18 protein-coding genes and 1 rRNA gene are annotated in these 25,953 nt (G+C 45.6%); 12 read left to right on the top strand and 7 right to left on the bottom strand.

Annotated elements, in window-relative coordinates:
- Together FBF61_RS33225 and FBF61_RS33220 are read right to left on the bottom strand one after the other, a co-directional pair.
- On the bottom strand, positions 1-2,178 hold the full coding sequence (locus tag FBF61_RS33225) for an Ig-like domain-containing protein (protein WP_138485302.1): 2,178 nt from the start codon (positions 2,176-2,178) through the stop codon (positions 1-3).
- A 408-nt stretch (positions 2,179-2,586) separates the two neighbouring features.
- A complete protein-coding gene (locus FBF61_RS33220) occupies positions 2,587-2,832 on the bottom strand; it encodes a hypothetical protein (RefSeq protein ID WP_138485301.1) in 246 nt (81 codons plus the stop codon).
- Between the two features lie 129 nt (positions 2,833-2,961).
- Between FBF61_RS33220 and FBF61_RS33215 the strand changes: the two genes are divergently transcribed.
- The 6 genes from FBF61_RS33215 to FBF61_RS33190 all read left to right on the top strand — a co-directional run bounded on the left by FBF61_RS33215 (position 2,962) and on the right by FBF61_RS33190 (position 13,234).
- On the top strand, positions 2,962-4,875 hold the full coding sequence (locus FBF61_RS33215; protein ID WP_166444688.1) for a sensor histidine kinase: 1,914 nt from the start codon (positions 2,962-2,964) through the stop codon (positions 4,873-4,875).
- Positions 4,875-6,824, top strand: a complete 1,950-nt coding sequence (locus tag FBF61_RS33210; protein WP_138485299.1) for a sensor histidine kinase — start codon at positions 4,875-4,877, stop codon at positions 6,822-6,824. The genes FBF61_RS33215 and FBF61_RS33210 overlap by 1 nt, the downstream gene beginning before the upstream one ends.
- Positions 6,784-7,428: a response regulator gene (locus FBF61_RS33205; protein WP_138485298.1), complete on the top strand. Its 645-nt coding sequence runs from the start codon at positions 6,784-6,786 to the stop codon at positions 7,426-7,428. Before FBF61_RS33210 ends, FBF61_RS33205 begins: the two co-directional genes overlap by 41 nt.
- A 56-nt stretch (positions 7,429-7,484) precedes the next feature.
- Positions 7,485-9,428, top strand: coding sequence for a sensor histidine kinase (locus FBF61_RS33200; RefSeq protein WP_138485297.1), 1,944 nt, complete (start codon positions 7,485-7,487; stop codon positions 9,426-9,428).
- Positions 9,429-9,806: 378 nt separating this feature from the next.
- On the top strand, positions 9,807-12,839 hold the full coding sequence (locus tag FBF61_RS33195) for a PAS domain S-box protein (protein ID WP_138485296.1): 3,033 nt from the start codon (positions 9,807-9,809) through the stop codon (positions 12,837-12,839).
- A complete protein-coding gene (locus tag FBF61_RS33190; RefSeq protein ID WP_138485295.1) occupies positions 12,836-13,234 on the top strand; it encodes a response regulator in 399 nt (132 codons plus the stop codon). The genes FBF61_RS33195 and FBF61_RS33190 overlap by 4 nt, the downstream gene beginning before the upstream one ends.
- Positions 13,235-13,272: 38 nt before the next feature.
- Here the strand turns inward: FBF61_RS33190 and FBF61_RS33185 are convergent, their stop codons facing one another.
- Positions 13,273-13,878 carry a DinB family protein gene (locus FBF61_RS33185; RefSeq protein WP_138485294.1) on the bottom strand — a complete coding sequence of 202 codons (606 nt, stop codon included), beginning with the start codon at positions 13,876-13,878 and terminating at the stop codon, positions 13,273-13,275.
- Positions 13,879-14,192: 314 nt separating this feature from the next.
- Here FBF61_RS33185 and FBF61_RS33180 point away from each other — a divergent pair, with 314 nt between their 5' ends.
- Positions 14,193-15,518, top strand: a complete 1,326-nt coding sequence (locus FBF61_RS33180; RefSeq protein ID WP_138485293.1) for a Gfo/Idh/MocA family protein — start codon at positions 14,193-14,195, stop codon at positions 15,516-15,518.
- A 234-nt stretch (positions 15,519-15,752) separates the two neighbouring features.
- On the opposite strand, the gene FBF61_RS33175 is transcribed toward FBF61_RS33180, so the two are convergent.
- A complete protein-coding gene (locus FBF61_RS33175; RefSeq protein WP_138485292.1) occupies positions 15,753-16,328 on the bottom strand; it encodes a hypothetical protein in 576 nt (191 codons plus the stop codon).
- 17 nt (positions 16,329-16,345) lie between these two features.
- Positions 16,346-16,744, bottom strand: coding sequence for a hypothetical protein (locus FBF61_RS33170; RefSeq protein ID WP_205748352.1), 399 nt, complete (start codon positions 16,742-16,744; stop codon positions 16,346-16,348).
- A 456-nt stretch (positions 16,745-17,200) separates the two neighbouring features.
- On the opposite strand from FBF61_RS33170, the gene FBF61_RS33165 reads away from it, so the two are divergent.
- From FBF61_RS33165 to FBF61_RS33145, 5 genes are all read left to right on the top strand, one after another.
- Positions 17,201-17,767 carry a dihydrofolate reductase family protein gene (locus FBF61_RS33165; RefSeq protein WP_138485291.1) on the top strand — a complete coding sequence of 189 codons (567 nt, stop codon included), beginning with the start codon at positions 17,201-17,203 and terminating at the stop codon, positions 17,765-17,767.
- 286 nt (positions 17,768-18,053) lie between these two features.
- Positions 18,054-18,419, top strand: a complete 366-nt coding sequence (locus FBF61_RS33160; RefSeq protein ID WP_138485290.1) for a DUF2200 domain-containing protein — start codon at positions 18,054-18,056, stop codon at positions 18,417-18,419.
- A gap of 349 nt (positions 18,420-18,768) precedes the next feature.
- Positions 18,769-21,177, top strand: coding sequence for a TonB-dependent receptor (locus FBF61_RS33155; RefSeq protein ID WP_205748351.1), 2,409 nt, complete (start codon positions 18,769-18,771; stop codon positions 21,175-21,177).
- A 14-nt stretch (positions 21,178-21,191) separates the two neighbouring features.
- A complete protein-coding gene (locus tag FBF61_RS33150) occupies positions 21,192-22,322 on the top strand; it encodes a PepSY-associated TM helix domain-containing protein (RefSeq protein ID WP_138485288.1) in 1,131 nt (376 codons plus the stop codon).
- 134 nt (positions 22,323-22,456) lie between these two features.
- Positions 22,457-23,479 (top strand): LLM class flavin-dependent oxidoreductase, encoded by a 1,023-nt coding sequence (locus tag FBF61_RS33145; RefSeq protein ID WP_138485320.1) that lies wholly within the window; start codon positions 22,457-22,459, stop codon positions 23,477-23,479.
- A gap of 266 nt (positions 23,480-23,745) precedes the next feature.
- On the opposite strand, the gene FBF61_RS33140 is transcribed toward FBF61_RS33145, so the two are convergent.
- Together FBF61_RS33140 and rrf are read right to left on the bottom strand one after the other, a co-directional pair.
- Positions 23,746-25,410 (bottom strand): mechanosensitive ion channel family protein, encoded by a 1,665-nt coding sequence (locus FBF61_RS33140; RefSeq protein ID WP_138485287.1) that lies wholly within the window; start codon positions 25,408-25,410, stop codon positions 23,746-23,748.
- 163 nt (positions 25,411-25,573) lie between these two features.
- A 5S ribosomal RNA gene (rrf, locus tag FBF61_RS33135) occupies positions 25,574-25,685 on the bottom strand.
- Positions 25,686-25,953 lie beyond the last annotated feature (268 nt).

Raw genomic sequence — 25,953 nt, 5'->3', positions numbered from 1 at the left:
TTATTTAATAATGAAGTTATTCCGGCTCTCATTAAGCTTCGAAGACCCCGGGTAGAACATTTCCAGTTTATATTGTGTCACAGATACGTCGTCACGGTAAATGTTCATGAGTCCTAATGCGTCGCTGCTGGAAGCGCTGTAATCAGCCTTTGGATTATTTGCAGGTGTAAGCCTTATATTCACTCCCGCGACGGGTAGAAAGTATTTATCAACAAAAAAGACCCGGAATGGATTTGGCAAAATTTCTTTATCGTCCGCAGGGTGAAAGTAAATTGTACCGATACCATTAAACATAAATGGACGGGCTGTAAAAAGCACGAATTTCGACTCGTCCGTTTTGACGGTAATTTCCATAGAAAATGCCTGTCCTAAAGTCAGTGCAAAGGCGGCTTCGGCTATTCCCTGATCATTCGTAACAGGATCGGAATTGTCCATAACAATGCCGCTTTTAACCTTCCAGTCTATTTCAACATTCGGCATCGGTTTTCCGTCGGCATCAGTTACTTTCACTTTAAGCGGATTGGTAAATCCTCCGGCCACATTTTTACTTACAATCTCTATTTTAGCAACGTCGACGGTGTTTGTGCTGGCGAGGAAATTCATAGATGTTGATTCCTTCTTCTTATTCACAAATGCCTCCAGTTCTTGTTTTCCAGATCCAATGGTCCAGTTGATCTCGCTGATACCATCGTAGTTGGTGGTTGAAGTGGGAGCGCTTACCGTGCCGCCGCCCGATTTTATCACCCATTGAACTACTGTCTTGATGGCCGGCTTCCCGTCAGGAAACGTCACTCTTACTTTCATGGGGATTGGAAGGACCTTCCCGGATTCGCCCTTCTGGTTGTTTCCACCTTCCTCTTTCACCAGATAAGTTACTTCTTCTCCACATTTGAATGTTTTTAAACCCACCACCTGAAAACATGTATCAATGGCCGACCTGGATTTGAAGAGATCTTCAGTGTGACTGTAAATATTCGCGGTTTTCATTACCGCTTCGGCGACATTCATTGCTTTTGCCAGCACCTTTACCACCTTGCCCAATCCCTTGAAAAACTGAAACGATTCTTCTGGGACCCCCTCACATTGCTGCAGGATTTCTTTGGTATCTGCGAAGACATCCGCGGCGATGCCGGAAGCTAAAAATGCGTAATCCGAGGGACTGCTTGTACTGTTAAGTACAACTTCTTTGACTGCCAGCAGATTGACAATCCTGTTTTTCAATGCTAACAAAGCTGCATCTGTACAACTTGCAGGGATCGGCATATAATCCATAATCTGCCTGTAAATAAATCGGGTTACATTTTCGTTTCTGGCTTTTTTATGCTCAGTGGTTCCATCGTCTGAGCCCGGCCTACCCGATCGGATCTTGATCTCATACTCCCCTTCTTCCGACATCGGATAATCTACCGACTCGGGAATACCGTATCCATCCGTAAATATTGCTTGGAGCGCATCAGCGATTCCACTTGCGAAAAATGTGTAGCCCTTGATCGTAAGTGTTTTTCGTAGAACACCATCTTTGTAAATACCTGCAACATAATAATTCGCTACCTGATTATTCCTTAGCTGCAACTCAGTGTTGGCTGTCTTGATGATGATCGGGTCATTGTGGCCTTCTGTTTTTGAAGTCCGCAAGCCGCTCATCGTAGATTCGAACACCTTCCCTATTGCATTTATTAATTCAGTATTGGTTGTATCAGAAATCGCTTTGCCTAATTTCAATGAATTTTCAACAGCCTCAACCAGATTATTATAAGATGGAGCTGCTTTAATCTTTTCAATAGCATCGATCCTGCCGCTCACAGACAAGGACCGTATCGTCAGTGTATTCATCAAAAAGGCCAAAGCAGTAGATTCAGCTGAAACACTACTCTTCGTCTGTCCCGGATAGTTATATCCCATGAGCAGAATATCTCCATGTTTATTAAGCAAAAATGTCGTAGATGTTTCACCAGTAGTATCAATTGCATAGCCCGCATTGACCGGTGTTGTGGAGTTTTTCGCCGACAACACCCGCAGTCCCGTAGTATCTACCCTATTATTTGCAGGTAAAACAACACTACCGCCAATCTGTCCCTTTTCTATGACCGGTCCGCCTTGCTGAATATTGATTTCTCTTGTACAACTGGTATCAAAAAGAATCAGAAATGCCAATAGGATATAGTAGAATAGTCTCATAGGAATCGGTTGGATCATGTTTAGCTGGAAAATTATTTTTTGTTATGCAGCCCTCGTTGGCCTTTAACCCAGTTTCCGGTTTTGGGGCGTACTACCTTGCTGTTAAGGCGTACAGTGGAAATCACTTTTAAAGAAGCAATTCGCCCATCGTCAGGAATTCGTTTGAATTCGTAGTAATCAGTGCCATCTTCACTTCCCCATCCGAGAATAAGCTTTTCATGGGTTAAGTCCGTGATTTTATATACATCCTGCCATTACGCTGACTCATACTGGTAAATGATCGAGATCAACGATTTTTGTTCATCGACTTGATAGCGACCTGCGTCTTCAACATTGCCATCTGACTCTATTTCTTTCCATGACCCGTCGGAACCTAAGATTAAATAAAATGGCTCATCAATAACATTATTATAAGGAATTCCCTCCGTAACCCCTGTTTCTCGGACATTTAACCACTTTCCAACAATCAAATCCAGTAGCAGAAAGCACTACCAGCCCGGCAGTATCCGCTTTTGTGTTTGGGGGCAAAATCACCCTTCCCGAAATCTGGCCATCTTCAACTACCGGCCCCGACAGCTGAACCGAGACTTCCCGCGTGCAGCTGAAACAGAAAAGGAATGCATAAATAGCCGGTAATAGTAGACGTTTCGCCATTCGGGAAGAGTTGATAGAGTCGGGTTTCGTATGGACAAAATTGCACTGGTATCTGCAAGTACTGCAATACCCCCATCGGGGTATTTTTTACATGCACCGTCTCCCCGTATATTCGTGAAATATCTTTCTATGCTCAAACCTCTCCTGATCCTGTTCATCTGTTTTGGTCTTAATGCTCTTTGTTTGGCACAACTGCGTGATCAAACTTCCGCCAAGACCAACGCTTTCATTGTAGACGATAATTTTAGTGAATCGGATTTGCTCGGGTCCGTTTATGCGTTCAGTACCGCCGATAGCAGCCTCGGGGTTCAGGAGATCTTGTCCCAGCGTCCTCAATTCCGGCTCTTGGAGCGCGAAATCCCTCATTTTGGCAACGATAACCGTTACCATTGGGTCAGGATAAACATTAGAAATGCGGGGGTACAAATCAGTCAGCTGGTTTCCTACCTGCACCTGAACGAATTGACAGACCTCTGTTTTTATGTGGTCGATGATCAGAACCGAGTCATTTATCAGCAGGAACATTTTAGTCAGCGGACATTTATTAATAAAAAACCGATACAAACGCGATTTTTCGCATTCCCGGTCAATCTGCCCCCGAAAAAGGAAGTAACCGTTTATTGGAGAATTTATAAAGATGAGAATAGCGTGGTGGCACCGATCAGGCTGTACACCAAAGAATCATTTGACTCATTTCTGGTGATGTACGATTCCTTGGCATTCCTGATCCTGGGAGTCCTACTTTCGGCGTTCCTTTTGAGTTTTATACTATTTTTTATTACCAGACAGAAAGTACTGTTTTACTATGCGGGCTATTGCCTTTTTTACTTTTTCCTTTGCATTGTCAATGACGGAATAGTCTTACAGTACTTTCACATTGATCCTTTCAAAATAGCTATTGGTGCCAAGCTGGTTGCCACAGGTGTCATGCTGTTTTTTCTGCTTCATTTCTCCAAACACTTCCTGGGGGCTGAAAAACTCATATCTGCCCGTTTCATTTTAGTCACTGACTACCTTTCGTTTATCCTTCCGGCCCTTGCGCTGGCGATTGCGTTGTTTTCTCTGAATGCGATGTTCTTTACGATTTTCTTTTTGTTGGCAGGACTTTCGGTAGTCTTAATCCTGGTGATGATCGCGCATGGAATGTATCAGCGTAAACGCGAGGCGTATCTTTATTTTTTTGCGGTGGCACCGTTTTTCCTGTCCTGCATATGGTTTGTACTGATCATGATATTTGATACTCCCGTTACCTGGCCATATTACATGTCCGTCCTTTTCATTCCGACCATTGAAATGGTAGTGCTCGGGATTGAACTTGGCAATAAGCTGATCAGGGAACGCGACAAATACTTTAACGGCCTTGGTAGTCTGCAGCGTGAACTTACTTCCTCCATTCTCCATACCCAGGAATCGGAGCGAAGACGAATTGCCGCCGACCTGCACGACGATCTCGGGGGAACCCTTGCCACCATCCGACTGAAATTCGCCAGTTTAAAGAGAAACCTGTCTCAAAAAGAAGAATCCGGACAGTCAGCACTGCAGGTCGTGGAAGACATTGAGCCACTCATCTACAAAAGCAGTCATGATCTGCGGCGCTTTTCCGAGACTTTGATGCCGCCGGAATTTGAAAGAATAGGATTGTTGGGCAGCGTGCAGCACGCGGTTGATTCGCTGCCGGCAAAATCGACCCGTTTCGCTTTTCTGACTGCCGGAAAGCAGCGTGCCATGTCTCCTGAAAGAGAGCTCGCCAGTTACAGGATCGCGACGGAAACCCTGCAGAACATTGCGCGAAGGGATCTTATCAGACGCGGCTCTTTACAGATATTGTATTGCGCCGACGAACTGCGAATCGTTGTCGAGGCGGACGAAAAGATAGATTCCATTTCGGATGCGGTGAAGGTCATTCAAAAGGATCTTTCCGGCAGCTCATTGCTGGCGGCTCATCTGGGAGGAAAACTGGTTCTGGAAGTCAGTCAATCAGGCACCTTCGTCGTCGTAGAAGTACCATATACTGAGCCAACCACGTCCGTGCTTTCCGAATAATGGAGCGCACTGTACCAACATTTAACATGTTCAGGCTGATTTTAATATCAATGGTTTTCTCCTGGGCACCCGCTTTTTCGCAGACCGGACCTAGCGAAACAGTCCCAAGGCTCACACGAAACTACATTCCATTCATCATTGGACCAGATTTCGAAAAATCAAGTCTGGTGGGTCATGTTTATATTTTCAGCACAGCATCCCCGGAAGGAATCAGCAGCGTGCGGCAAAAATCGTTTCGGTTGCTCAGGGACGAAATCCCGGTCATTGGAATGGATAGCCGCTTTCACTGGATCAGATATACCGTTCAAAATAGCACGTCGGCCGATAAAAGCCTGATTGCCGACCTGCATGAGAATGAATTTGATGATGTATGCTACTATGTTCTGGACAGCAATCATAAGATCATATATGCCAAAGAGCACTACGCTGGCAATACATATATCAGCAACAAAGCCGTTCAAGGCAGATTCTTTTCCTTCCCACTGAGGCTGAAACCCTTCGAAAAAGCTACGGTTTATTGGCGGGTACACCGCAAAGAAAGCTTCATTGTACTACCTCTTGGGCTTTTCGATCAGGAATATTTTTTCACCTTCAATACCACTTATGACTTTTTCCTGTACCTGAGCCTGGGTGTGTTCACCTTCATTTTCCTGCTCAGCTCGATTTTATACATTTTTACCAAATACAGATTGCTGCTTTTTTATTCGGGATATACCCTATCATATGCGCTCACCATCGCCAGTACGGAGGGAATTTTGATACAGTATTTTCATTTGAACATTCCATTTCCGGAAGACAGTATCAAAAATTTATTGGTATGCAGTCTGAATTTTTTTACGATCCTTTTTGCCATTCACTTTCTGGATATCAGATCTTTCCTGGCCAAATGGGTTTACCATTTTTGCATTATGCAAGCCACACTTGTTCTGGCTTTTGGGGTGTATATGTTATTGACTCCCTTAACCGGAACCAGCTCAGTGGTTCTTTCCGGCATCGCGATGTTCGATACGCTGCTGATCCTGACCCTGGTTATTTTAGCATTCTTTCACAACAGACGGGTAGCATTGCTGTACCTGGTGGCCACGCTGCCATTATTTTTCAGCGCATGCTGGCTCATTCTAACCCTGATCTTCGAACTCAAACGAACGTGGTTTTACTACCAGTCTTTCCCCTTTTTACCATTTTTTGAGATGGTGATTTTAGGTATCGGTCTGGCTTATAAGCTGATCAGCGACCGGAACCACTATTTTATGGGATTAAATGCTTTGGAAAAACGCTTTACATCGTCCATTGTCAACACGCAGGACGCAGAAAGGCAACGCATTGCGGCAGATTTACATGACGATTTGGGCGGCACACTCGCGACGATCCGGAGAAGGTTGACTGATCTGAGGTTTAAAATAAAAATTGATTCGGTAGCAAAGGAGTTGGACGAGCTTGATCCTCTGATCAGGAAAAGCAGTGATGATTTGAGAAGGATATCCCACAATTTGATGCCACCGGAATTTGAACGTATCGGGCTTGCCAATTCGCTCAGACAGTTTATTCAGGAGATACCTTCGCAACCAACTGCATTCCAATTTATTATCACGGGAGATGTGGACAGACTGCCTCTTCAGGTGGAACTGAATTTGTACAGGATAGTATCAGAATTAGTCCAGAATATATTCAAACATGCACATGCCTCCCGTGCATCGGTTCAATTATTGTATTATCCTGATTTACTGAGGGTTGTGGTAGAAGATGACGGAATCGGAGACAAGTCTGAAAAATCCTACAAAATAGTGCCCGGAATGGGGTTAAAAAACAGTACCTTGAGAGCTGAATATATCGGTGCCAGCCTCCATCGTGACAGTGGAGAAGCCGGAACATCCGTCATACTCGACATTCCTTACCGTTCTTTTTCAAATGAGCCTGACAAGTCAGACCAGGATACTACTGGTCGATGATCACCATATTTTCAACGAGGGGCTCAAACGCCTGATCAATGAGCAACCGGATTACATTGTCTGCGGGCAAGTTTACCAGTCAAAAGATATTTTTCAAGCCATAGAGCAGCTCAGGCCGCATTTAATTCTTTTAGATATTAATTTAAAAGGCATCAACGGCATTGATATCGGTAAACGGATTATCAAAGATTATCCCCAAATCAAAGTGATCGTGCTGACCATGTACAATCAAGCCAAACTTTTGGAGGAATCCAGAAAAATCGGGCTTCATGGATATTTATTAAAAGATTCAACCACGTCCAAACTTTTAGCGGGTGTTGAAGCCGTCCTGAAAGGTGAATTTTACTTTGACAATGCCGTCGCCGGATCTTCTCCGACAGATCAGGACCAATTCATTGACACATTTGCGCAAAAGCTCAATTTAACTTTCCGGGAAATAGAGATCATCCGACTCATAAAAAACGGGTACACCAATGAGCAGATTGCAGACCAACTGCACCTGAGTTTTTTCACGATCAAAACCCATAGAAAAAATATACATTTCAAACTTGGTTTGAGTAAAGTCACAGAATTAATAGATTTTGCTATAAAAAATGGAATCTGAGGTTAGTATAACCAGACCGGGCTGCGATATGGTAACAATACATTCACTCTCCAATTGTGAAGAAACTGAAAAGCTACTTTCGAGCAATTAATGTTCTGACCGTCTGGTTTGCGCTGATATTTTTGAATCCTGGAAGGCTTCCCGCGCAGCGCATGGAGGAAACGGGTGAAAAAGCACTGTACAAAGACAAGTTTCTGCCTTTAAAAATCAGAAAAGGATTCACCCAAAGCAATCTCTTTGGGCATCTCTACCTATTTAGCACTCCTGACAGCGCAATGAGCGTTGAAGCGATTTTGAAACATGAACAAGATTTCCAGCTGGTCGACAGGGAATTGCTCAGCCTGGGCATGGACGATCGCTATCATTGGATAAGGTTCGATGTGATGAATGAAGGGCCCGGACCTCAATTGCTTGTTTCAAACCTACATTACAAAGAATTCTCCGATCTCGCATTTTATGTGGTAGATCAGCATGGGCAGATCAGATTCCGGCAGGAAAAATTCAGCAGAAAAACACATATATCTGAAAAACCGCTCCTGACCAGATATTTTGCCTTTCCTGTCGAGATTCAGCCGGGTCAACGCCTGTCGATCTACTGGCGCGGTCAGCGCCAACACAGTGTTTTGTCAATGCCGTTGAAATTATACAGCAAAGCTGGCTTTACTGAGTACCTGTTTACTGCCGACTTCTTATTGTACTTTTCGCTGGGAATTGTGGCGGTTGCATTTATTCTTACCAGTATCCTCTACCTGGTCACCCGGCATGCTTTATTGTTATTTTATGCGGGTTACACCTCCTTTTACGGATTAGCGATAGCCAATCTGGAAGGTTTCCTAACTCAATATTTTAGTTTAAATATCCCTTTCCTCGACGAAAACACCAGTATCGTATTCATCTCGATTGCCGGTTTTTTTATGGTTGCATTTTCGATCAATTTTCTTCAAATAGAATCATATGCGCCTGTTTTGCTTTTCAAAATAGCGAAGATATTCACATATATATCGTTCATTTTTATTTTCTATTTTTGGCTATCCCCATTCAGCGGAACGAATGCTTCTTTGTCCTCTTTTCTGTCGCTGATGACATTGATACTCGTCGCCATTATGATCTTGTACGGCATATTCCGACGAAAATATGAAGCGTTTCTCTATTTGCTTGCGATCGCGCCTTTCTTTGTGATCGCGCTGTGGTTTGCCACATCAGTTCTTTTTCATTATCCCCGGACGTGGTTGTTTTTCGAAGCGAGCCATTACTCTTCACTTATCGAAATTATCATTTTAGGCGCAGGTATCGGTTACAAGCTGCTCAAAGACCGGGATGAATACCTGCTTCAGTTAAACCGGATGCAAAAAAACTTCACCTCTTCGATTTTACAAACCCAGGATATGGAGCGCCAGCGAATTGCTGCCGATCTGCATGACGATCTGGGCGGCACGCTGGCAACTATTAAAAGAAGTATAACGGACCTGATGGCAGAGTCGGCGACTCCCGGAACGCGGAGAAAATTCGAGAACTTGGAACCCCTGATACAAAAAAGCAGCGACGACCTTCGCCGGATATCACATAACTTAATGCCACCGGAATTTGAAAGAATCGGCCTGTCGGGGTCACTATCACAGCTGATCGCTGCCTTACCGGCTGTAACTACCCAATTCGAATACTTGTGTTCGGGAAACGAGCAAAGACTTCCAAAAGACGTTGAACTGAACGCTTACAGAATTGTCTCAGAGCTCATTCAAAACATTCTCAAGCATGCACAAGCCAGGCGAGCGGCGATTCAACTAATCTATTTCGGCGGTTTTTTACGAATCCTGGTGGAGGATGATGGTTTAGGAAATAACCCCCAGTCAAATACACAATCTCCGGGCTTAGGTTTAAAAAATTGTATATTAAGGGCTGACTATATAGGTGCAACTCTGACAAGAGAGACCAGTGCCGGCGGGTCTTTGGTAATTCTCGACATTCCTTACCATTTGGCAAAAGATGAGACTGACATCTAACCGACCTGTATGGCTTACCTTCCGTTACCTTCTCGCCGTGCTTCCGGACGGGCAAGTAGAGTTCAAACCAGACACTGCATAGCTAGTTAAGACAAGTTGCCTGACGCTTATTCCATAGGCACGCAGCTTCATTTTAACGACTTATTTTTTATGTTGCTGGAAATACGTTTCCCACAAGATCGAAAACTTTGGTTTGTGAGAGAAGTCCTCCGACCAAGGGATGGCTCCCGGGGGGTTATTTGCAGATGAGGCAAATAAATAAATTTTTTAAGCGAAATCATCGCGAAAATCATTCTACATTCAGGCATTGGAGGACTTACAGCCTTTCAGAAAAAACAACGACCCACCCTGGTTTTAGCACACCTAAGCACTGAAAAGATGAAAAGTATCCTGAAAATAGTGTACCTGGGGGATTCGGAGGCTGGGGTACTTACAGCAAAACAAACGTTATGTCAGGCGGAGTTAAATGCCGAAATACGTGTTGCCAGCGACACACAACAGTATATGGCTGCATTAGCCGGTTTCCAGCCAGATATTGTCCTTTCGGAATATATTTCAACTGGTATCCATTGCTCTGAGGCTGTGGCGATTCTGAGGCAGAGCGGAATGAATGTACCTGTCATTATCGTCTGCAATGCAGTGTCCGACGAAATGACGGAAGAGTTTCTGCTGATCGGGGCGGATGATTACATCAGCTTGAACCAGCCCGGCCGCCTGCCGTTCGCCATACAGCGGAGTCTGGAAAAATATCAGCTTAAAAAAGAGCAACAGGAGATACTGGAACAGTTAATCAATAGTGAAAGACGGTTCCGAACGCTGGTTGAAAACAGTACCGATGCAGTGGTTGTCCTGGATGTCAACGCTCAGCCGACCTATGTTTCGCCAGCAGTCAAAAATGTGCTGGGATATACACCACAGGAAATACTGGAAATGGATATTTTTTCGAGGGCACATCCGGACGACGCGCAGGAACTCGCCAAGATCATGGTCAAGGTGATGGCCAGTCCGGGCGTGCCCCTGCAGGGCCACACCGGGCGGATGCTGCACAAGGATGGCACCTGGCGCTGGATTGATGCTACGGTAACCAACCTTTTGCACGAACCGGCTGTAAACGGGATTGTAGACAACTTCCGGGACGTGACCGAAAGATATTTGTCGGACCAGCAGCTCAAAAACAAGGAAAAACGTTTAAGCCAGGCAGAGGCCGTTGCGCATCTGGGCAGTTGGGAACTCGATTTGTCGACGCAAACCAGTGTGTTCTCCGACGAAGCCTGCAGGATTTATGGTTTATCCCACACAGACAACATTCAAAGCACGGCTTCATGTATATCCTTCATACATCCTGATGATGTAGAATATGTACTAAAACAGAGCAGGGAGGCATTAAATTCGTTCCAGGCCGCGGATTATTACTACCGGATCGTAAGGAAGGATGGGCAGGTCAGGCACCTGCGTACCCAAACTCATATTGAACTGGATAACCAGGGACAACCCACCAGTTTATACGGCGTTTTGTACGATGTGACCGAGTTAGAAAAATCCGAGCAGGCGCTACGAAATTCGGAATCCAATCTGCGGGCAATCTTTGAGAATTCCACGGAAGGTTTTATCCTGGCCGATACCCAAGCAGTTGTCAAATACTTTAATAACAAGGCCAGCAATTTTTATAAGCTAAGTACTGGCGAAAAAATGGAAGTCGGCGGCAGTTTGTATGATGCAGTCCGTGAGGACAAAAGCGCTGATTACGAAAAGGTGATCACCAGTGTACTTTCCGGTGAGACCCGGCAGTTTGACCACATATATGAGCAGTTTGACGGGGAAAGGAAATGGCTCAGCGTCATGATCGTTCCAGTATATGAAAAAGGTGAGATCACCGGCCTCAGCCTGACCGTGAGGGATATTACCGACTGGAAACTGGCCCGGGAGCTACTCCAGCGCTCAGAGTCGAATATGAACGCGATCATCAACAATACAGACGCACTCATTTATTCACTGGACACCGACTTAAGATACATTACCTACAACGATGCGCTTAAAAACATGATGCAGGAAAGGTATGGCGTAGATGTTCGCCCCGGCCATTACATCCTCGAATCTCTGAGCAAGTTTGATCCGGGCTCTGAATCCGACTGGCAGGAAATCAATGCCAGGGCGTTAGGCGGGGAGATCATGAAATTTGAAAAAGAAATTTCTTATAACGGGAAACGTAATCATTTCAGATTCTCCATTCATCCCATAATAGAGAGCAACACGCTTGTCGGCTTATCGTGTTTTGCCAATGATATTACCAAAGAGAAACAGGCTGAAGAGGAGGTGCTGAAAGCGCTTGAAGAGAAAAATATTATTCTCGAAAGTATCGGGGATGCCTTTTACACAATAGACCGGGACTGGATTGTTACATACTGGAATAAAGAGGCCGAAGCGGTATTGAGATGCAGAAAGGAACATATTCTGGGTAAAAATCTCTGGGATGTATTTCCTGATGCCACGGGGTCCCCGTTCCATACTTCATACCAAAAAGCCTTTGAGCAAAATACGACCCAGCATTTTGAAGTCTTCTATAAAAGGGACAATACCTGGCTGGAAGTGACAGCCTATCCATCAGCGAGTGGTCTTTCGGTATATTTCAGGGACATTACGCAACGAAAACACTCTGAGTCGCAACTCAAGGAGCTGAACAGCAACCTACAGAAATATACCGATGAGCTCATCGCCTCCAACAAGGGTCTTGAACAGTTCTCCTACATTGTATCACACAACCTGCGTGCCCCCGTGGCCAATATCATAGGCTTGGCCGAACTCGTAAACCAGGATCTCTACCCTCTGGAGGTAAAGGAACAATTTTTGGAGGAGTTATCGGTAAATGTCAAACGGCTCGACGATGTCGTTTCAGACCTTAATATGATTTTACAGGTTAAAAGAGGCGTAAGCGAAACAAGGGAGCCGGTTTCTTTGCAGCAGATGATAGATGAAATCGGCTCGAGTATTCAAAATATCATCGAAAAAGAGCATGTGCGGATAGAAACCGATTTCAGCGCTGTAAACGAACTGTTTACGCTAAAAAGTTATTTACACAGCATTTTTTTTAACCTGATCATGAACAGTATAAAATACCGCCAGATGGACATCGACCCAGTGATCAGAATAAAAAGCAGCCTGGACCGGGACCAGGTGGCCCTTTCGTTTCAGGATAATGGCATGGGAATTGACCTGGCCGAAAGAGGCGCGCAGGTATTCGGCCTATACAAACGCTTCCACTACCATGTTGAAGGTAAAGGGATGGGGTTGTTCATGGTCAAGACCCAGGTGGAAATGCTCGGCGGGAATATTACCGTAAAAAGTGCAGTCAATAAGGGCACCGAATTTAAGGTTGAATTTAGTTCCAACGCTTTCAGAACCCCTGCTTTATGAAGCTGCCTTCGCAATTTATTGTCGTAGATGACGATCGCGGTAACAACCTTATCTGTAAATATGTCATTGCCGCTATTGCTCCGGCCGCCAGCGTCCAGCTCTTTACTGATCCCGAAAAGGCACTCGAATGGATCCAGGCTGACTATGACAACAGAAAAGAGGACCTGCAAACGGTCCTGTTTCTTGATATCAACATGCCGGTATTGGATGGATGGGAGTTCCTTGATGAATTCAGCTCGTTTCCCTCCGGCCTACATGCTTTGTACAACATATTTATCCTTTCTTCATCCATCGATCCGGGAGACAAAGAAAAGGCTGAAAAGCACCCTCATGTGCAGGGTTATCATTCTAAACCGCTGAGCAAGGAAACGATGAGCAAGATATTTAACCGATAACGCATCTGATCAAACGTCAGCAAGCCAAAAACCAGATCTCACTTCGGAAAATTTGGATGTGCTTTTACTTTTCGGATCTGCCTTAAGTGCCTGTCTACATGTCCCCATTGATAAATGTACACTTGATGCATATTTCTGGGGTTTGAGGTGGCAGTCAACTCGAAGTGTGCCCTCATATCCACCTCAGTCTTTTTCAGAAAAGACAGGTTCTGCTCGCGCCGGCTCAGAAAAAACTTAAGATTATCATTTCCTTTGATAAAACCTGTCGGAATGGCAATATCGGCGGCTACGTGTGGGTTTGTTTCCATAATAAAATCCAGATAGTAGCTGTCGGGTTTGGCCGATTCGTTGAGTTCCGGCTGCGGCTTGTTACGCGAACCGATACTGATTTCCCGCGCCCAGATGATTTCCCATAACGCGAGGTGCTCCACAATTTCCCCGATGGACCAACGTTCGGCCGACTCATGAAATGCCCATTGCTCGGGTGCCAGATTTTTCGTTTCATTGACCAACTCATCCCGGGTCCGGTTAAATTGGTCGATAGTAAACTGACGGTCAGTTTCTGTCCAGCGCTTTTCCTGAGCCGAACAAGGGAATGTAAGTAAAGTAAATACTAGTAAGCAATAGTGGTTTAAATGCTTCATTTTCTGTCGGTTTATAGGTCCAAGCAAAAGTAGAGGAAATAAAAAATCGGGAAGAACGGATTTGTGTGACCGGTAATTTTTTTGAGCAAACGGATGTTGCCGGTACCTACATGTGGTTACTTTTATAAAAGCCGATTCGCTCAACAAAACAATTTTACTGCAAAACTTGGAAAATTCGCTGCAACAAACCAGATTAGGATCAGACGGATCACTAACAATTCCCCTATTCTTGGAATTGACCGAAAAACAGCTCAATTTTAAGTTTTTCCAAAAACCTGCTGATTCCAGCCCAAAAAAATTTAACCTTTAAATTCATGAATAAAAGAGAGTTTCTTAAAAATGCGGCCGCCTTGTCGTCCCTTGCCATGATGCCCGTTGAGTCATGGGCTTTTTCTGCCGACAAACGGTTGAGAACCGCTCATATCGGATTAGGCGGGATGGGTCAGGCCGATCTGGCGTCCATATCGTTACACAGCAATGTGGACGTGGTGGCGCTTTGCGATGTTGATTCAAGCGTTTTGGCGGAGGTGAGTTCAAAATTCCCGAATGCAAAGACGTATAAGGACTATCGCGTGATGCTTCAAGAAATGAGTAAGGACATCGATGCAGTGATTGTGTCCACACCTGATCACACCCACGCGCCTGCATCGATGATGGCTATGGAAATGAACAAGCCCGTTTATTGTCAGAAGCCGCTCACCCATTATGTGAAAGAAGCAAGGGCAATGGACAAAATCGCCAAAGAAAAAAAACTGGTAACCCAGATGGGTATTCAGGTGCATTCTTTTTACGACTACAAACTGGCCACTTTGCTCATCCAATCCGGGATTGTCGGAAAAGTGCACACCGTGAGGGCCTGGTCACCCAAAAACTGGGGTTATAATGGTCCGATGCCAGAAACCGGCGATCCTGTTCCCAGCAACCTGGACTGGAATTTATGGCAGGGAACTTCGGCAGAAAGACCGTATAAAAGTGGCTTTTACCATCCTGGCAACTGGCGGAAGCTTGTTGATTTTGGTTGTGCCACTTTGGGCGACATGGGTGTACATATTTTCGATACACCTTACAACGCTTTGCAACTGGATGTGCCAAGGACGATCACGACGAACTGCAGAAAACCGAACGGATTTGGATACCCTGAAAAAAACATGGTTACTTATGAGTTTCCGGGAACAAAATACACGGCAGATACTTTGAAATGGGTATGGTATGATGGCGTGGGTGCCGATAAGCAGCGCGAAGATCTGATGCTCCCTGACGGAGGGGACCTGCACGACCAGGGCGCCATGTTCATTGGAGAAAAAGGAAGATTGTATCTGCCGCATTTCCAGGTACTGCCTAAACTGATCGTTGATGGTGCCTATAAAGAAATCGACGTCACGCCGTTCAAATTAGGCGGGCCGGTTGGCGATTACAGCTCAGAGTCACACAAGCATTACCATGAGTTTGTGGATGCATGTCTGGGAAAAGGATCAACGAGCGCACCGTTTTCCTACGCCTCACGCCTTACGGAAACGATATTGCTTGGTGTAATTGCCGGGCGTTTCCCTAATAAAACATTGCACTGGGACGCTAAAAAAGCGCAGTTCGCAGAAGAAGACGCCAACCAATATCTCGGTGGCATATATCGGAAATTCTAGGCCGCGAAAAAAGCAGGAACCCTTTCCAAGAAAGGCCAGGAAGCCTCCCTGGTGGCAGGGAAAGGCCGGGCCGCTGATTCGGAAACGCAGTAGATGGTCGCAGGAAGTGTGAGGTCCGGCCATGCCAAACCCGCACCTTCTGCGACCTGGTTTCTTTCAGGTGCATGACTACCACATTCGCTTACGGACGTGAGGGTGCACCTGGGTAAAAAATGTTGGATTATAAAAATGCCTCTATTTCATTTTATCCAGAAGGTCCGCTCCTTTTAAAAAAAATATGTTCACGGCATTTTCCTGGTCTGCTATGCCCGTCCCTGGATCTATTGCCGCAGCCGAATTCCTAACGCTTCTGGCCTCGTCAGACAAGCCTGGATACTTTGCTACTTGCATAGTTTGCAGCACACCGGATAATAATAGGGCAGTCTTTCGAATCTTTCCGATGTGGGAGGTCTCGAAAGGATTGTCCAGGATCTGTACAGCATATCCCTCTGCTTTTTCCAGGTCATCGTTGATTTCCGGGTCCGTCTTACCGGCTATCGCGCAAACTGCTAACGTCATTTTCGTGAGGGCTTCACTGGTGTAGGCATGGTAAAACATCATCTTGTTCTGATCGTTGTTTACAAAGCTTACATAGTCTCCTATGGTGGCGTTGATTTCATTCGCCTCAATACCATCGGTCCAGATTCTTTCAGGCTGTTCCTTTTTGTTTTTATCCTTACAAGCGACCAAGGTCGCCAGAGCAAAACAAACGCTGCCGATCGTCAAAATCCTTGCTGCAATATTTTGCTGTTCATTTTTTAATGTTTTCATACTTCCGGTTCAGCTGTTCAGTCCGTGGTCAGTACAACCTGGCCTTCGGGATAGCCAATGTCCGCCGCCCTTTCCGCTGTGATAAAAAAGCCCCTTGGCTCAAACGTGGTTACCGTTTCCAACTCACTTTTAAGCTGCTTGGAGAACAGTCCGCGCCTGCTTCTGAGTTGACCTAAGTTTTTGAGACCATTCCGTTCTGTTTTTGCCCAAACTACATACGTATCCCTCGATTCGACAAGTCGTTCGGGAGGCGATAGATGACGGACCGACAGATCGATTGCGTAATTCTTATTTTTATCCTTTTTGAACTTCACATTTCCCTGGGCTGCCGGTACAATGGCCGATTCGCGAAAAGAGAGTTTTCGTGTACATGCAGACATGCAGCAAATAATCAGAAGTACCATTAACCTTTGCATAAAACTTCTGGTTTCTGAAGACATATTGATTGTTATCATGAAATAAAGGGTTGTTAAATTTTTATTCTTCACCTCTCAGGCCAATTAGCATCACATATATTTCTGAGCTGTAATCGACTGTAAAGAAATGATCAGAAATTGTCGTGCCCGCAGTTCGTAGTCATTGCTGAGATCGCAAGCATAACGGCGGTGATTGGTGGCGTGTTACAAATTGCCCCCTTTAAAGTCCGGGCTTCCAGTCACTGAATGTACTGTAAGCCCGAAAGAATTTTGGTGTTCTGTATCTTGCAGAACAAATTTCTTATTGAGGTCTAAATGGGAGATTTTGAGGAAATATTTTCCAAAAGCTGCCCAACCGGGCGTGTTCATCTACAGCCACTTCCAGGCCGTTATCAAGACAACAGAACCATAACATTGGCACACTTTTTCAGACCAATGTGACAAAACACTGAAAAGATGAGAAAGTTAAAGTTGCAAATGAACATCACCACCGACGGCTTTGCTGCCGGACCTAATGGCGAGTTGGATTGGATGGAACCTGAAACAGATAAACAACAACTGCAAGTGCTGTCCGAACTTACTGAAAGTATGGATACTATTATTATGGGGCGCAAGATGGCAGCCGAATTTACATCATACTGGGAAAATGTTGTCGACAACGAGCAAGACAGTCCCGAATATCCTTACGCTAAAATTTTCGTAGACACACATAAAATAGTTTTCAGTAAAAGTATCAGTTCAGTCGAAGGGAGAAATATCGTGGTGGAAAATAGAGATTTAGTTGAATCCGTAAACGAGCTCAAAGGACTGGAAGGAAAAGATATCATCGTTTATGGCGGGGCTAATTTTGTGTCGGAGTTGATCAAAAACAATCTTATTGACGAGTTAAATCTGTTTATCAATCCGACCGTCTTGGGAGATGGTCTGAGAATTTTTCCGGACAGGTATAAGCTTCGGTTAATAACCTCTACTGTATGCAACAACGGAGTTTTAATAAATAAATATCGACCCACAACTGATTAGTTGTCCCAAACTGCCTTAGCCCGCATTGAGCCTATTTGTCTTGGCAAAATCTGCAATTTCGTTTAAGACTTACCGACACTCCGGAACTGGCACGTGCAGCCGCCTTTCACTACTTTTTTGGCAGACTGTTCTTTAAATTCCCGTCTTCGTGGTACAAATGACCCGGCTCCGGCATTTCTGACTAATGCCGATAAGGTCTGTGAACTTCTTTGGACATGCCAGGTAATACTTGAAAAGTACCTTTGTTTATTGTAAAATTGAGTGTTTAACATGGAGACAAAAAGTTATGCCAACAACACCCGAACACAATGAGCGAATCGCGAAAATGACCTTTTCATCGGTATATCCGCACTATGTTGCAAAAGTTGAAAATAAGGGCAGGACAAAAGAAGAGTTGCATCAGGTAATCGAATGGCTGACCGGGTTTGACGAAAAAAAAGTGAAAGACCTGATTGAAGAGAAGGTAACTTTTAAGACATTTTTTGAAAGAGCAAACTTGAATCCCCATGCGGCCCTGATAACAGGCCTCATTTGTGGCTATCGTATTGAAGAAATTGATAACGAACTGACCAGACAAGCAAGGTATCTGGACAAACTGGTGGACGAATTAGCGAAAGGCAGGAAGATGGAGAAGATACTGCGTAAAGCTTAGCATCAGACACCAGTTTTGAGGTATAAAAATCAGAAATAAAACAGCAATAGTTCTCAACCGCCTGATCAACATATTCAGGCCTTCTATAGTGTGCCGGTATCCAATACCCTATTAGCCTCCATATCCGCTGCGGCGACGTGATAAAATGCCGCTAACGAATGCGGTCCGTTTCAATGTGGTTGCCCACAGGTGCATTCTCATTTTTAATAATCAGGTCAAACAGTCTGTCCGGCTGAAAGTTGCCGATAATAATAGCGCGCCGGAACTATCAATTTAATATGGATGGCAGCATATGGTATATGTTTTTGTATTTACTTTGTAATAAGTCTAAATAAGAAAACAAACATTTATGCTTTTACCATTACATGTTATGAATTCTCTCCGCTCACCACTGATACGCCAGCAGACATTTTATTTAAAACAAATCCTGGAATCCCTTTTGGTTACTATTGTATTGGCTATTTCGGTTAACGCTCAGCCGAATCCGTCAGGAATAATCAGAGGGATAGTGACAACGATTGACGGAGCACCCGCACAAGGTATCGCGGTCAGCCTCAGGAATACATCAAAAGGCACCATCGCGAACGCAAACGGTAGTTTTGAATTTAGAAACATGCCTGCCGGGGTTTATATCGTAGAATTTTCATTGATAGGTTATGAAACTTCAACGGCCGGTGCTGTGATTACCGAGGATAATCCTACTGCCGATCTGGCGGTCCGGCTTGATTTCTCCTCACGTAAACTCGACGAAGTGATCATTACCAGCGGGGGAAACCGTTTCGCCAGAAAGGAAAGTGACGACGTTTCCAAAATGCCGATCTCGAACATGGAAAATCCGCAGGTTTACACTGTGGTCAGCAAAGAGCTGATGAAAGAGCAGATCGTTACGGATTACAACAGTGCCTTCAAAAATGTACCCGGGGCCGGTATCGCGGAAATAAGAAACCAGGGGAGGACCACCTCCATATCAAGAGGTTTTGCAACTCCCCAGCTCGTTCGCAACGGTGTTGGAAGTTTCACATATTCCTCGGTTGACCCTGCCAATCTCGAACGGATTGAGGTGATTAAGGGGCCGTCAGCCACTTTGTTCGGAAGTACCTTATCATCGTTCGGGGGATTGTTCAACAGGGTTACCAAAAAACCTTTCGATGCCTTTAAAGGAGAAGTTTCCTTCTCTGCCGGAAGCTGGGACCTGAACCGTCTGACGCTCGACATTAACACACCGCTCAACGAAGACAAATCGGCTCTGGTACGCGTCAATACTGCCATGCACAGCGAAAGAAGTTTTCAGGACGCCGGTTTTGCCCGTAACTTTCTGATAGCGCCCAGTTTTTCCTATGCTGTAAATGACCGCCTGACTTTACTTCTGGACGTAGAATTCAGCGGCTATAAAGCCACATCGCCCATGCGGGTTACGCCTTCGGCGAGGGGGACCGCCAGGAGTGTCACCGAGCTGGGATTGCCCTACAAGCTGTCTTTTGCTAATAATACGATCAACTATTCAGGGCAGCAGTATAACATATACGGTCAGATCAAATATAAATTGTCGCCCCAATGGACTTCGCAAACGATAGTATCCAGGACAAGATCCTCCGCTGACGGAAATGTGGTAGGTCTTACAATTCTGACCGATTCTACTCTGCGTCAGACGGTTACTAACCAGGATTATCCTTATTACGGTACTAATTTCCAGCAAAATTTTATCGGAGATTTTCGCCTCGGGCCGCTGAGAAACCGTATTGTTGCGGGCATCGATGTGTATACTCTCCGCGCTACAAGGAATGATGCTATGGTAAACATGCCTGCGCTGAATTTGAAAAAGCCCGGCAATGCGTATAATAATTTCAATCTGGCAAAGGTTTCACCGTTATTTGCGACTCCTGCCTTTACAAATTTCGTATCGTTTAATGAAAGAACATACAGTGCCTATGCCTCCGATGTACTGAATGTTACCGACCGCTTACTGCTTATGGCCAGTCTTCGTATTGACCGCTATTCCAATCTCGGAACATATTTCCCGAGCGCGGACTCTACGGCGGGTGCCTTCAGACAAACCGCGTTATCTCCAAAGTTTGGTATTGTCTACCAGATCGTCAAAGACGAAATATCGCTGTTCGGTAATTATATGAATGGTTTCAGCAATGTAAGCGGATCTGATTTTTTTGGCAATACTTTCAAGCCCAACCAGGCTAATCAATTCGAAGGCGGGATCAAGCTGGATTACAGTTTTGTGACGGCAACATTCAGTTATTATGACATATCGGTCACCAACGTTACCCGGGATGATCCGGACCATGTGAATTTCTCAATTCAGGATGGCACACAGGTCAGCAAAGGTTTTGAGGCTGAATTGATTGCCAATCCCGCGCCGGGACTGAACATCGTCGCCGGTTTTACCTATAACGACAGTAAATACACCAAGAGCAACGAGAACATTCAGGGATATCGTCCGACCACTGCCGGCCCTCCTCGCATGGCCAATTTATGGGTCAGCTACCGCCTGGTAAAAGGTGCTGCAAAAGGATTGGGTGCAGGATTTGGAGGTATCTATGGAAGTGAATCGTTTCAGACCAACACCAAAACATTTACATTTACCATTCCGTCCTATACAGTTTTGGATGCTTCTGTTTTCTATGATAAGCCCAGATACCGAATTGGGCTGAAAGCTGACAACCTGACGAACGAAAAATACTGGTCTTACCGACTGGCGGCGCAAAACCCGCTCCGGGTAACGGGTAGCATTACCTTTAAGTTTTAAAGAAAAAGGAACCTGTGACCCTGAAAAAAGCAATAAATCAAATACACCTCTGGCTCGGACTCACATCCGGGCTGGTTGTTGTCATCATCGGTTTGACCGGCGCTACTTATGCATTCGTGGAGGAGCTCAAACCGGTTTTTTACAAAGAACGGCTGTACGTTGTGCCCGGGAAAACCAAGGTACTACCGCTTAGCCAGTTGTTGGCCGTCGCAGAAAATGCGCTGAACGACAAGCCTGTCGCAAGAGTAGAAATCTCGGTACAACCTGATCGTACCTACGTGTTCAGGTCTGTCAAGCTCGATCCTGAGGGGCTCACTTACTGGGATTACTACCAGTATTTTTACAGGGTTTATGTCAATCCTTACAATGGGAAAGTCGTCAAAGTAGAAGATACAAAGCAAGAGTTTTTTCAGCTGGTACTCGGCCTGCACATGCGTATGCTTTTTGGCGAAAAGATCGGGCACTATGTGGTTGGCGGTTCGGTACTGATGTTTGTAGTGTTGCTGATTTCGGGCATTATCATGTGGTGGCCAAAGAAGTGGACCAGGAAAGGCCGTGACCAAAGTTTCAAAGTCAAATGGGATGCAAGTTCCAGACGCGTCAATTACGATCTTCACAAAGTCCTGGGGTTTTACGTCGCTGGCATTCTGCTTGTAACATCCCTGACGGGCCTTGTGTGGGTTTTTGAATGGATGGAAAACTCGGTCAGGTATCTTGCGAACGGTGCGGAAACTGTTGAAAAAACAAAATTACCGACATCCGCTGTCATGCTGCCCGATGCTAGTTCCGGCCTGGACAAGGCGTTTGCCGCAGCCCGTGAGAGAAACTCCGAAGCATTTGCATATCAGGTTAATTTCCCCCTTAAGGCCAATGCGGCGATTAATATTTCTTCCTATCGTAAAGACTGGAACAGATACAACCGCGTACAGGAAAACTACGACCGTTACTCCGGAAAACTGCTGCGTTCCGCTCCATTTGCCCGGCTGAACGGGGGCGATCAGATCTATCAGCTCAATTACGACCTGCACACAGGTTCTGTGCTCGGCCTTCCAGGGAAAATCATGACTTTTTTTGCCGGCCTGATCGCCGCCAGTCTGCCTGTTACCGGCTTTCGGATCTGGTGGGGCCGAAGAAAGAAGCGATAATGTGCCTGTTTTACTTAGCAGAAGGCTTGAGGTAAATGCATCTTGCCAAGTATATCCTAAACCGGAAGGTTCCGAAATCAAATAATCTGGCTAATTTTAAGGTGAATCTGAAACAAGAACGAGAAAGACGCATGATGAAGAAAATAGGGTTTTTATCGTTCGGGCATTGGTCTAACCATCCCGCTTATAACGCCCGAACAGCAAGCGATACATTGCTTCAATCCATTGACCTGGCTGTTGCAGCCGAAGAAATCAGTTTAGACGGCGCATATTTTCGTGTTCATCATTTTGCAGCCCAGCTCGCTTCGCCATTTCCTTTGCTTTCGGCTATCGGTGCCAAAACAAGCAAGATAGAGATTGGAACGGGTGTAATTGACATGCGTTATGAAAATCCGCTCTACATGGTAGAAGACGCCGGCGCTGCGGATCTGATTTCTGAGGGGCGGTTGCAGTTGGGGATTAGCAGAGGTTCACCGGAACAGGTAATCGACGGGTGGCGCTATTTTGGATATGAACCTTTAAAGGGAGAAACCGACGCAGATATGGGGCGCCGTAAGGCACTGGAATTCCTGGACAAGCTCAGAGGAGTAGGGTTTGCGCAGCCAAACCCCTACCCGATGTTTCCTAATCCACCGGGCTTACTACGACTGGAACCACACTCGGAAGGACTGCGGGAACGCATCTGGTGGGGCGCCGCTTCCAATGCCACTGCTGTTTGGGCAGCCGAGAACGGAATGTACCTTCAAAGCTCTACCCTGAAATACGATGAAAGTGGCAAGCCTTTTCATGTGCAGCAAGCGGAGCAGATTAGGTTGTATAAGGAAGCATGGAAAAAAGCGGGACATCAGCGCGAACCGAGAGTTTCGGTGAGCCGGTCCATTTTCGCACTGGTTACCGATCAGGATCGCTATTACTTTGGGCAGGAAGCCGAACGTAGCGATAAAATCGGAATGATCGAGCAGGACAAACGCGCGATTTTTGGCAGAAGCTATGCTGCTGAACCAGACCGGCTCATCAAAGAGCTGGCGCAGGACGAAGCTATTCAGGAAGCGGATACGATCCTTTTGACAATACCCAATACACTTGGTGTTGACTACAACGTGCATGTGTTGTCTTCCATTTTAGAGCACGTAGCGCCCGGACTGGGTTGGCGTTAAATATTTAACAAAAGGCACGTGACGGGGTTTAACTAAGTTTTTTTTGGAAATAACCGTTGAAGAACCGGGTCCTATAGAGATCAGCAAGACTGAAATCGTCAGTGGACCTGAAAATCCGGATCAATTCCAAAATCTCCCGATTTAAAATTTGGCGTACTGGAACAGTCCATTACGTTTATGGGATTGGCCAAAGATTTGTTCGCACCAGTGTCCAACCAGTGGCCAGAATCGGTCAGTATCCATTTGTGAGGATGAATTCGAAATACCTACTCCGGCGATATGATCGGGCTCTCCTTCTTCGGAGAGCCCTGATCCTTCGCTAAATAGATAGTTTGTGCTGGAAGTGTAAATCCGGTACCGCTACTTGCCACCACATCCATCATTTCCAACAGCAGTTCTTCCTGTATTTCAAGAAAAACATCCATCTCGCCAGTATCAACGTAGGCGAATATTTCGATTTTCACACCATTTAACCCTATTTCGATAAACCGGACACGGGCGGGGGCGGGATTGACCCGAGGGTGTGTCAGCAATATCCTGCGTAGATCTGTAATCAATAGCCGGATCTGGTCCGGGGTGGTTTCTGCACGCAGATAGAAAATGGGGTGAAACCAGAACCTTTCACGGTGCGCATAGTTTTCTATTTTAAGTGAAGACAGCTCGCCGTTGGGAATAGTGACAACAGTGCGGTCGTTAGTCCTCACTTGTGTGGCACGCATACCAATGCGCTCTATAGTGCCCGTAATCTCGCCAATCTTGCAAAAATCACCGACCCTAACCGGCTGGTCGGCAATGAGTGTAACGCTACCGACAAAATTCTCAACGGTCTTTTGTGTACCAAGCGCCAAAGCAATACCCCCAATCCCAAGTGCAGCGATCCCTGTGGTCACATTGAAACCAAGTGTGTCCAGCACCATAATCACCCCTACTACAACCAAGGCAATTTTCAGTGCCCTACGCAAAAAAAGTATCGCAGAAACCGCGGACTGGTTACGGTATCTTTTCATCCGTCGTTCGGTGATAATGCCAATCACGTCAATCAGTTGCCAGATCAGAAGTATCACTGCTACCAATCCGACAATCACCGTTAGGTTGCTGAAACGTTGTCTTACCACAAGCGAGACACCAGATTCCCGGCTGAAATACATAAACGCCCCTATAGCGAGGTAAAGCTGTGCGGGAAGCGAAAACGCCCGGATTACTCCAATGTAAGGGTCATCACCTGCTTTTTTATAGATTTTCGGAATGAGGTAAACGAAAAATCTTGCAACGGCCAGAGCCATGAGGTACGAGGCGATTAACAGAAATATGGTTGCGATCCAATGTGCTATGGGCACCCCTCCCCATTTGTTTTCCTGCAAGAAGGACGGAGATATTTCACTGATCAGATTTTTACCCTCGAGATCGTCCAGGTTCAAAGGTATATGCTCAATAGTTTGTGTAGAGAACAGCCATATAGGGTTACCCTGCTTGTCCCGGACGCTTTCGAGAATAAGGTCAAAAGATTCGTTATCAATGGTCACCGCACCGATCCGGTCCAAATTGGGACCCAGGTTATCGTCCGTTTTTCCTTCGGGTTCATTGCTGATCCAGGAGTACGGATAAATGCGCCCGTTGACTTCCAGCAACGCTTGCAATGCCTTAGCCTGCTTGATCGAGTTCTGCCTTTTTTTAAGCGCCGGGTCTCGGCGGATGTACAGAGCAGCCTTTCGATAATCGTTCTGGTAGCTTGCCTTTAAAAAGCCGTCGATCGTTCCACGAGGTGTGCGCCGGCCCAGGGAATCAGGCGGGTAAACTGCGCGGGCGGGGCGGGCGCTGTCGCCGGGCAGCACAGGAAGCTGTGCATTGGCATCAAATAATGCAAAAATTAATAGCAGACAGCCTACCGCCAGATGTCTGGCACTGGTATTTATATTTTTTTTGTTTAGCATCTTTAAAGGCGACATGAATTCGCGAACCTTGTAAATTTTATGCCATAACCTCTGTATACATTTCAGAACGTTTAGGTACTTAGGGCCTGGTCAGAGATATGAAAGTATCTGTAAACGCAAACAGCATCCTTTATGGGGATGCTGTTTAGGTTTTGTAATAATATTGTGGCGGCTACCTACTTTACCAGGTTTGATCCAAGTATCATCGGCGGTCCCGGGCTTAACTTCTCTGTTCGGGATGGGAAGAGGTGAACACCAGGCCAATAGCCACCAACAAGGTCTTTGTTGGTTTGTGTGGTATGGGGAAGGGGGGTGAAGCAAATCGTCGCACCGTCCAGGCCAATAGCCACCAACAAGGTCTTTGAGTTATCAATTTCGAATGATTGAACGACTGGATATTTCATTCGCTCATCGACACATTCAACATTGATTTTCATGTCATATTGGAAGTAAAAGAGAGAGAGATAAAGATATGTTAATGTGCAAGCTGTTGGGTAATTAGTACTGCTCGGCTGAATGTATTTCTACACGTATACCTGCAGC

Origin of the sequence: Dyadobacter bucti (assembly GCF_005869225.1) — a bacterium.
Classification (GTDB): Bacteria; Bacteroidota; Bacteroidia; order Cytophagales; family Spirosomataceae; genus Dyadobacter; species Dyadobacter bucti.
The sequence above is the reverse complement of the archived record's forward strand: the minus strand, read 5'-3'. Positions and strand labels throughout refer to the sequence as shown.

Bases quoted from the DNA above. Each gene is read 5' to 3' on its own strand.
- FBF61_RS33225 (WP_138485302.1), bottom strand. From the start codon at position 2,178: ATGAGACTATTCTACTATATCCTATTGGCATTTCTGATTCTTTTTGAT.
- FBF61_RS33220 (WP_138485301.1), bottom strand. From the start codon at position 2,832: ATGGCGAAACGTCTACTATTACCGGCTATTTATGCATTCCTTTTCTGT.
- FBF61_RS33215 (WP_166444688.1), top strand. From the start codon at position 2,962: ATGCTCAAACCTCTCCTGATCCTGTTCATCTGTTTTGGTCTTAATGCT.
- FBF61_RS33210 (WP_138485299.1), top strand. From the start codon at position 4,875: ATGGAGCGCACTGTACCAACATTTAACATGTTCAGGCTGATTTTAATA.
- FBF61_RS33205 (WP_138485298.1), top strand. From the start codon at position 6,784: ATGAGCCTGACAAGTCAGACCAGGATACTACTGGTCGATGATCACCAT.
- FBF61_RS33195 (WP_138485296.1), top strand. From the start codon at position 9,807: ATGAAAAGTATCCTGAAAATAGTGTACCTGGGGGATTCGGAGGCTGGG.
- FBF61_RS33190 (WP_138485295.1), top strand. From the start codon at position 12,836: ATGAAGCTGCCTTCGCAATTTATTGTCGTAGATGACGATCGCGGTAAC.
- FBF61_RS33185 (WP_138485294.1), bottom strand. From the start codon at position 13,878: ATGAAGCATTTAAACCACTATTGCTTACTAGTATTTACTTTACTTACA.
- FBF61_RS33180 (WP_138485293.1), top strand. From the start codon at position 14,193: ATGAATAAAAGAGAGTTTCTTAAAAATGCGGCCGCCTTGTCGTCCCTT.
- FBF61_RS33175 (WP_138485292.1), bottom strand. From the start codon at position 16,328: ATGAAAACATTAAAAAATGAACAGCAAAATATTGCAGCAAGGATTTTG.
- FBF61_RS33170 (WP_205748352.1), bottom strand. From the start codon at position 16,744: ATGCAAAGGTTAATGGTACTTCTGATTATTTGCTGCATGTCTGCATGT.
- FBF61_RS33165 (WP_138485291.1), top strand. From the start codon at position 17,201: ATGAGAAAGTTAAAGTTGCAAATGAACATCACCACCGACGGCTTTGCT.
- FBF61_RS33160 (WP_138485290.1), top strand. From the start codon at position 18,054: ATGCCAACAACACCCGAACACAATGAGCGAATCGCGAAAATGACCTTT.
- FBF61_RS33155 (WP_205748351.1), top strand. From the start codon at position 18,769: ATGCTTTTACCATTACATGTTATGAATTCTCTCCGCTCACCACTGATA.
- FBF61_RS33145 (WP_138485320.1), top strand. From the start codon at position 22,457: ATGAAGAAAATAGGGTTTTTATCGTTCGGGCATTGGTCTAACCATCCC.
- FBF61_RS33140 (WP_138485287.1), bottom strand. From the start codon at position 25,410: ATGCTAAACAAAAAAAATATAAATACCAGTGCCAGACATCTGGCGGTA.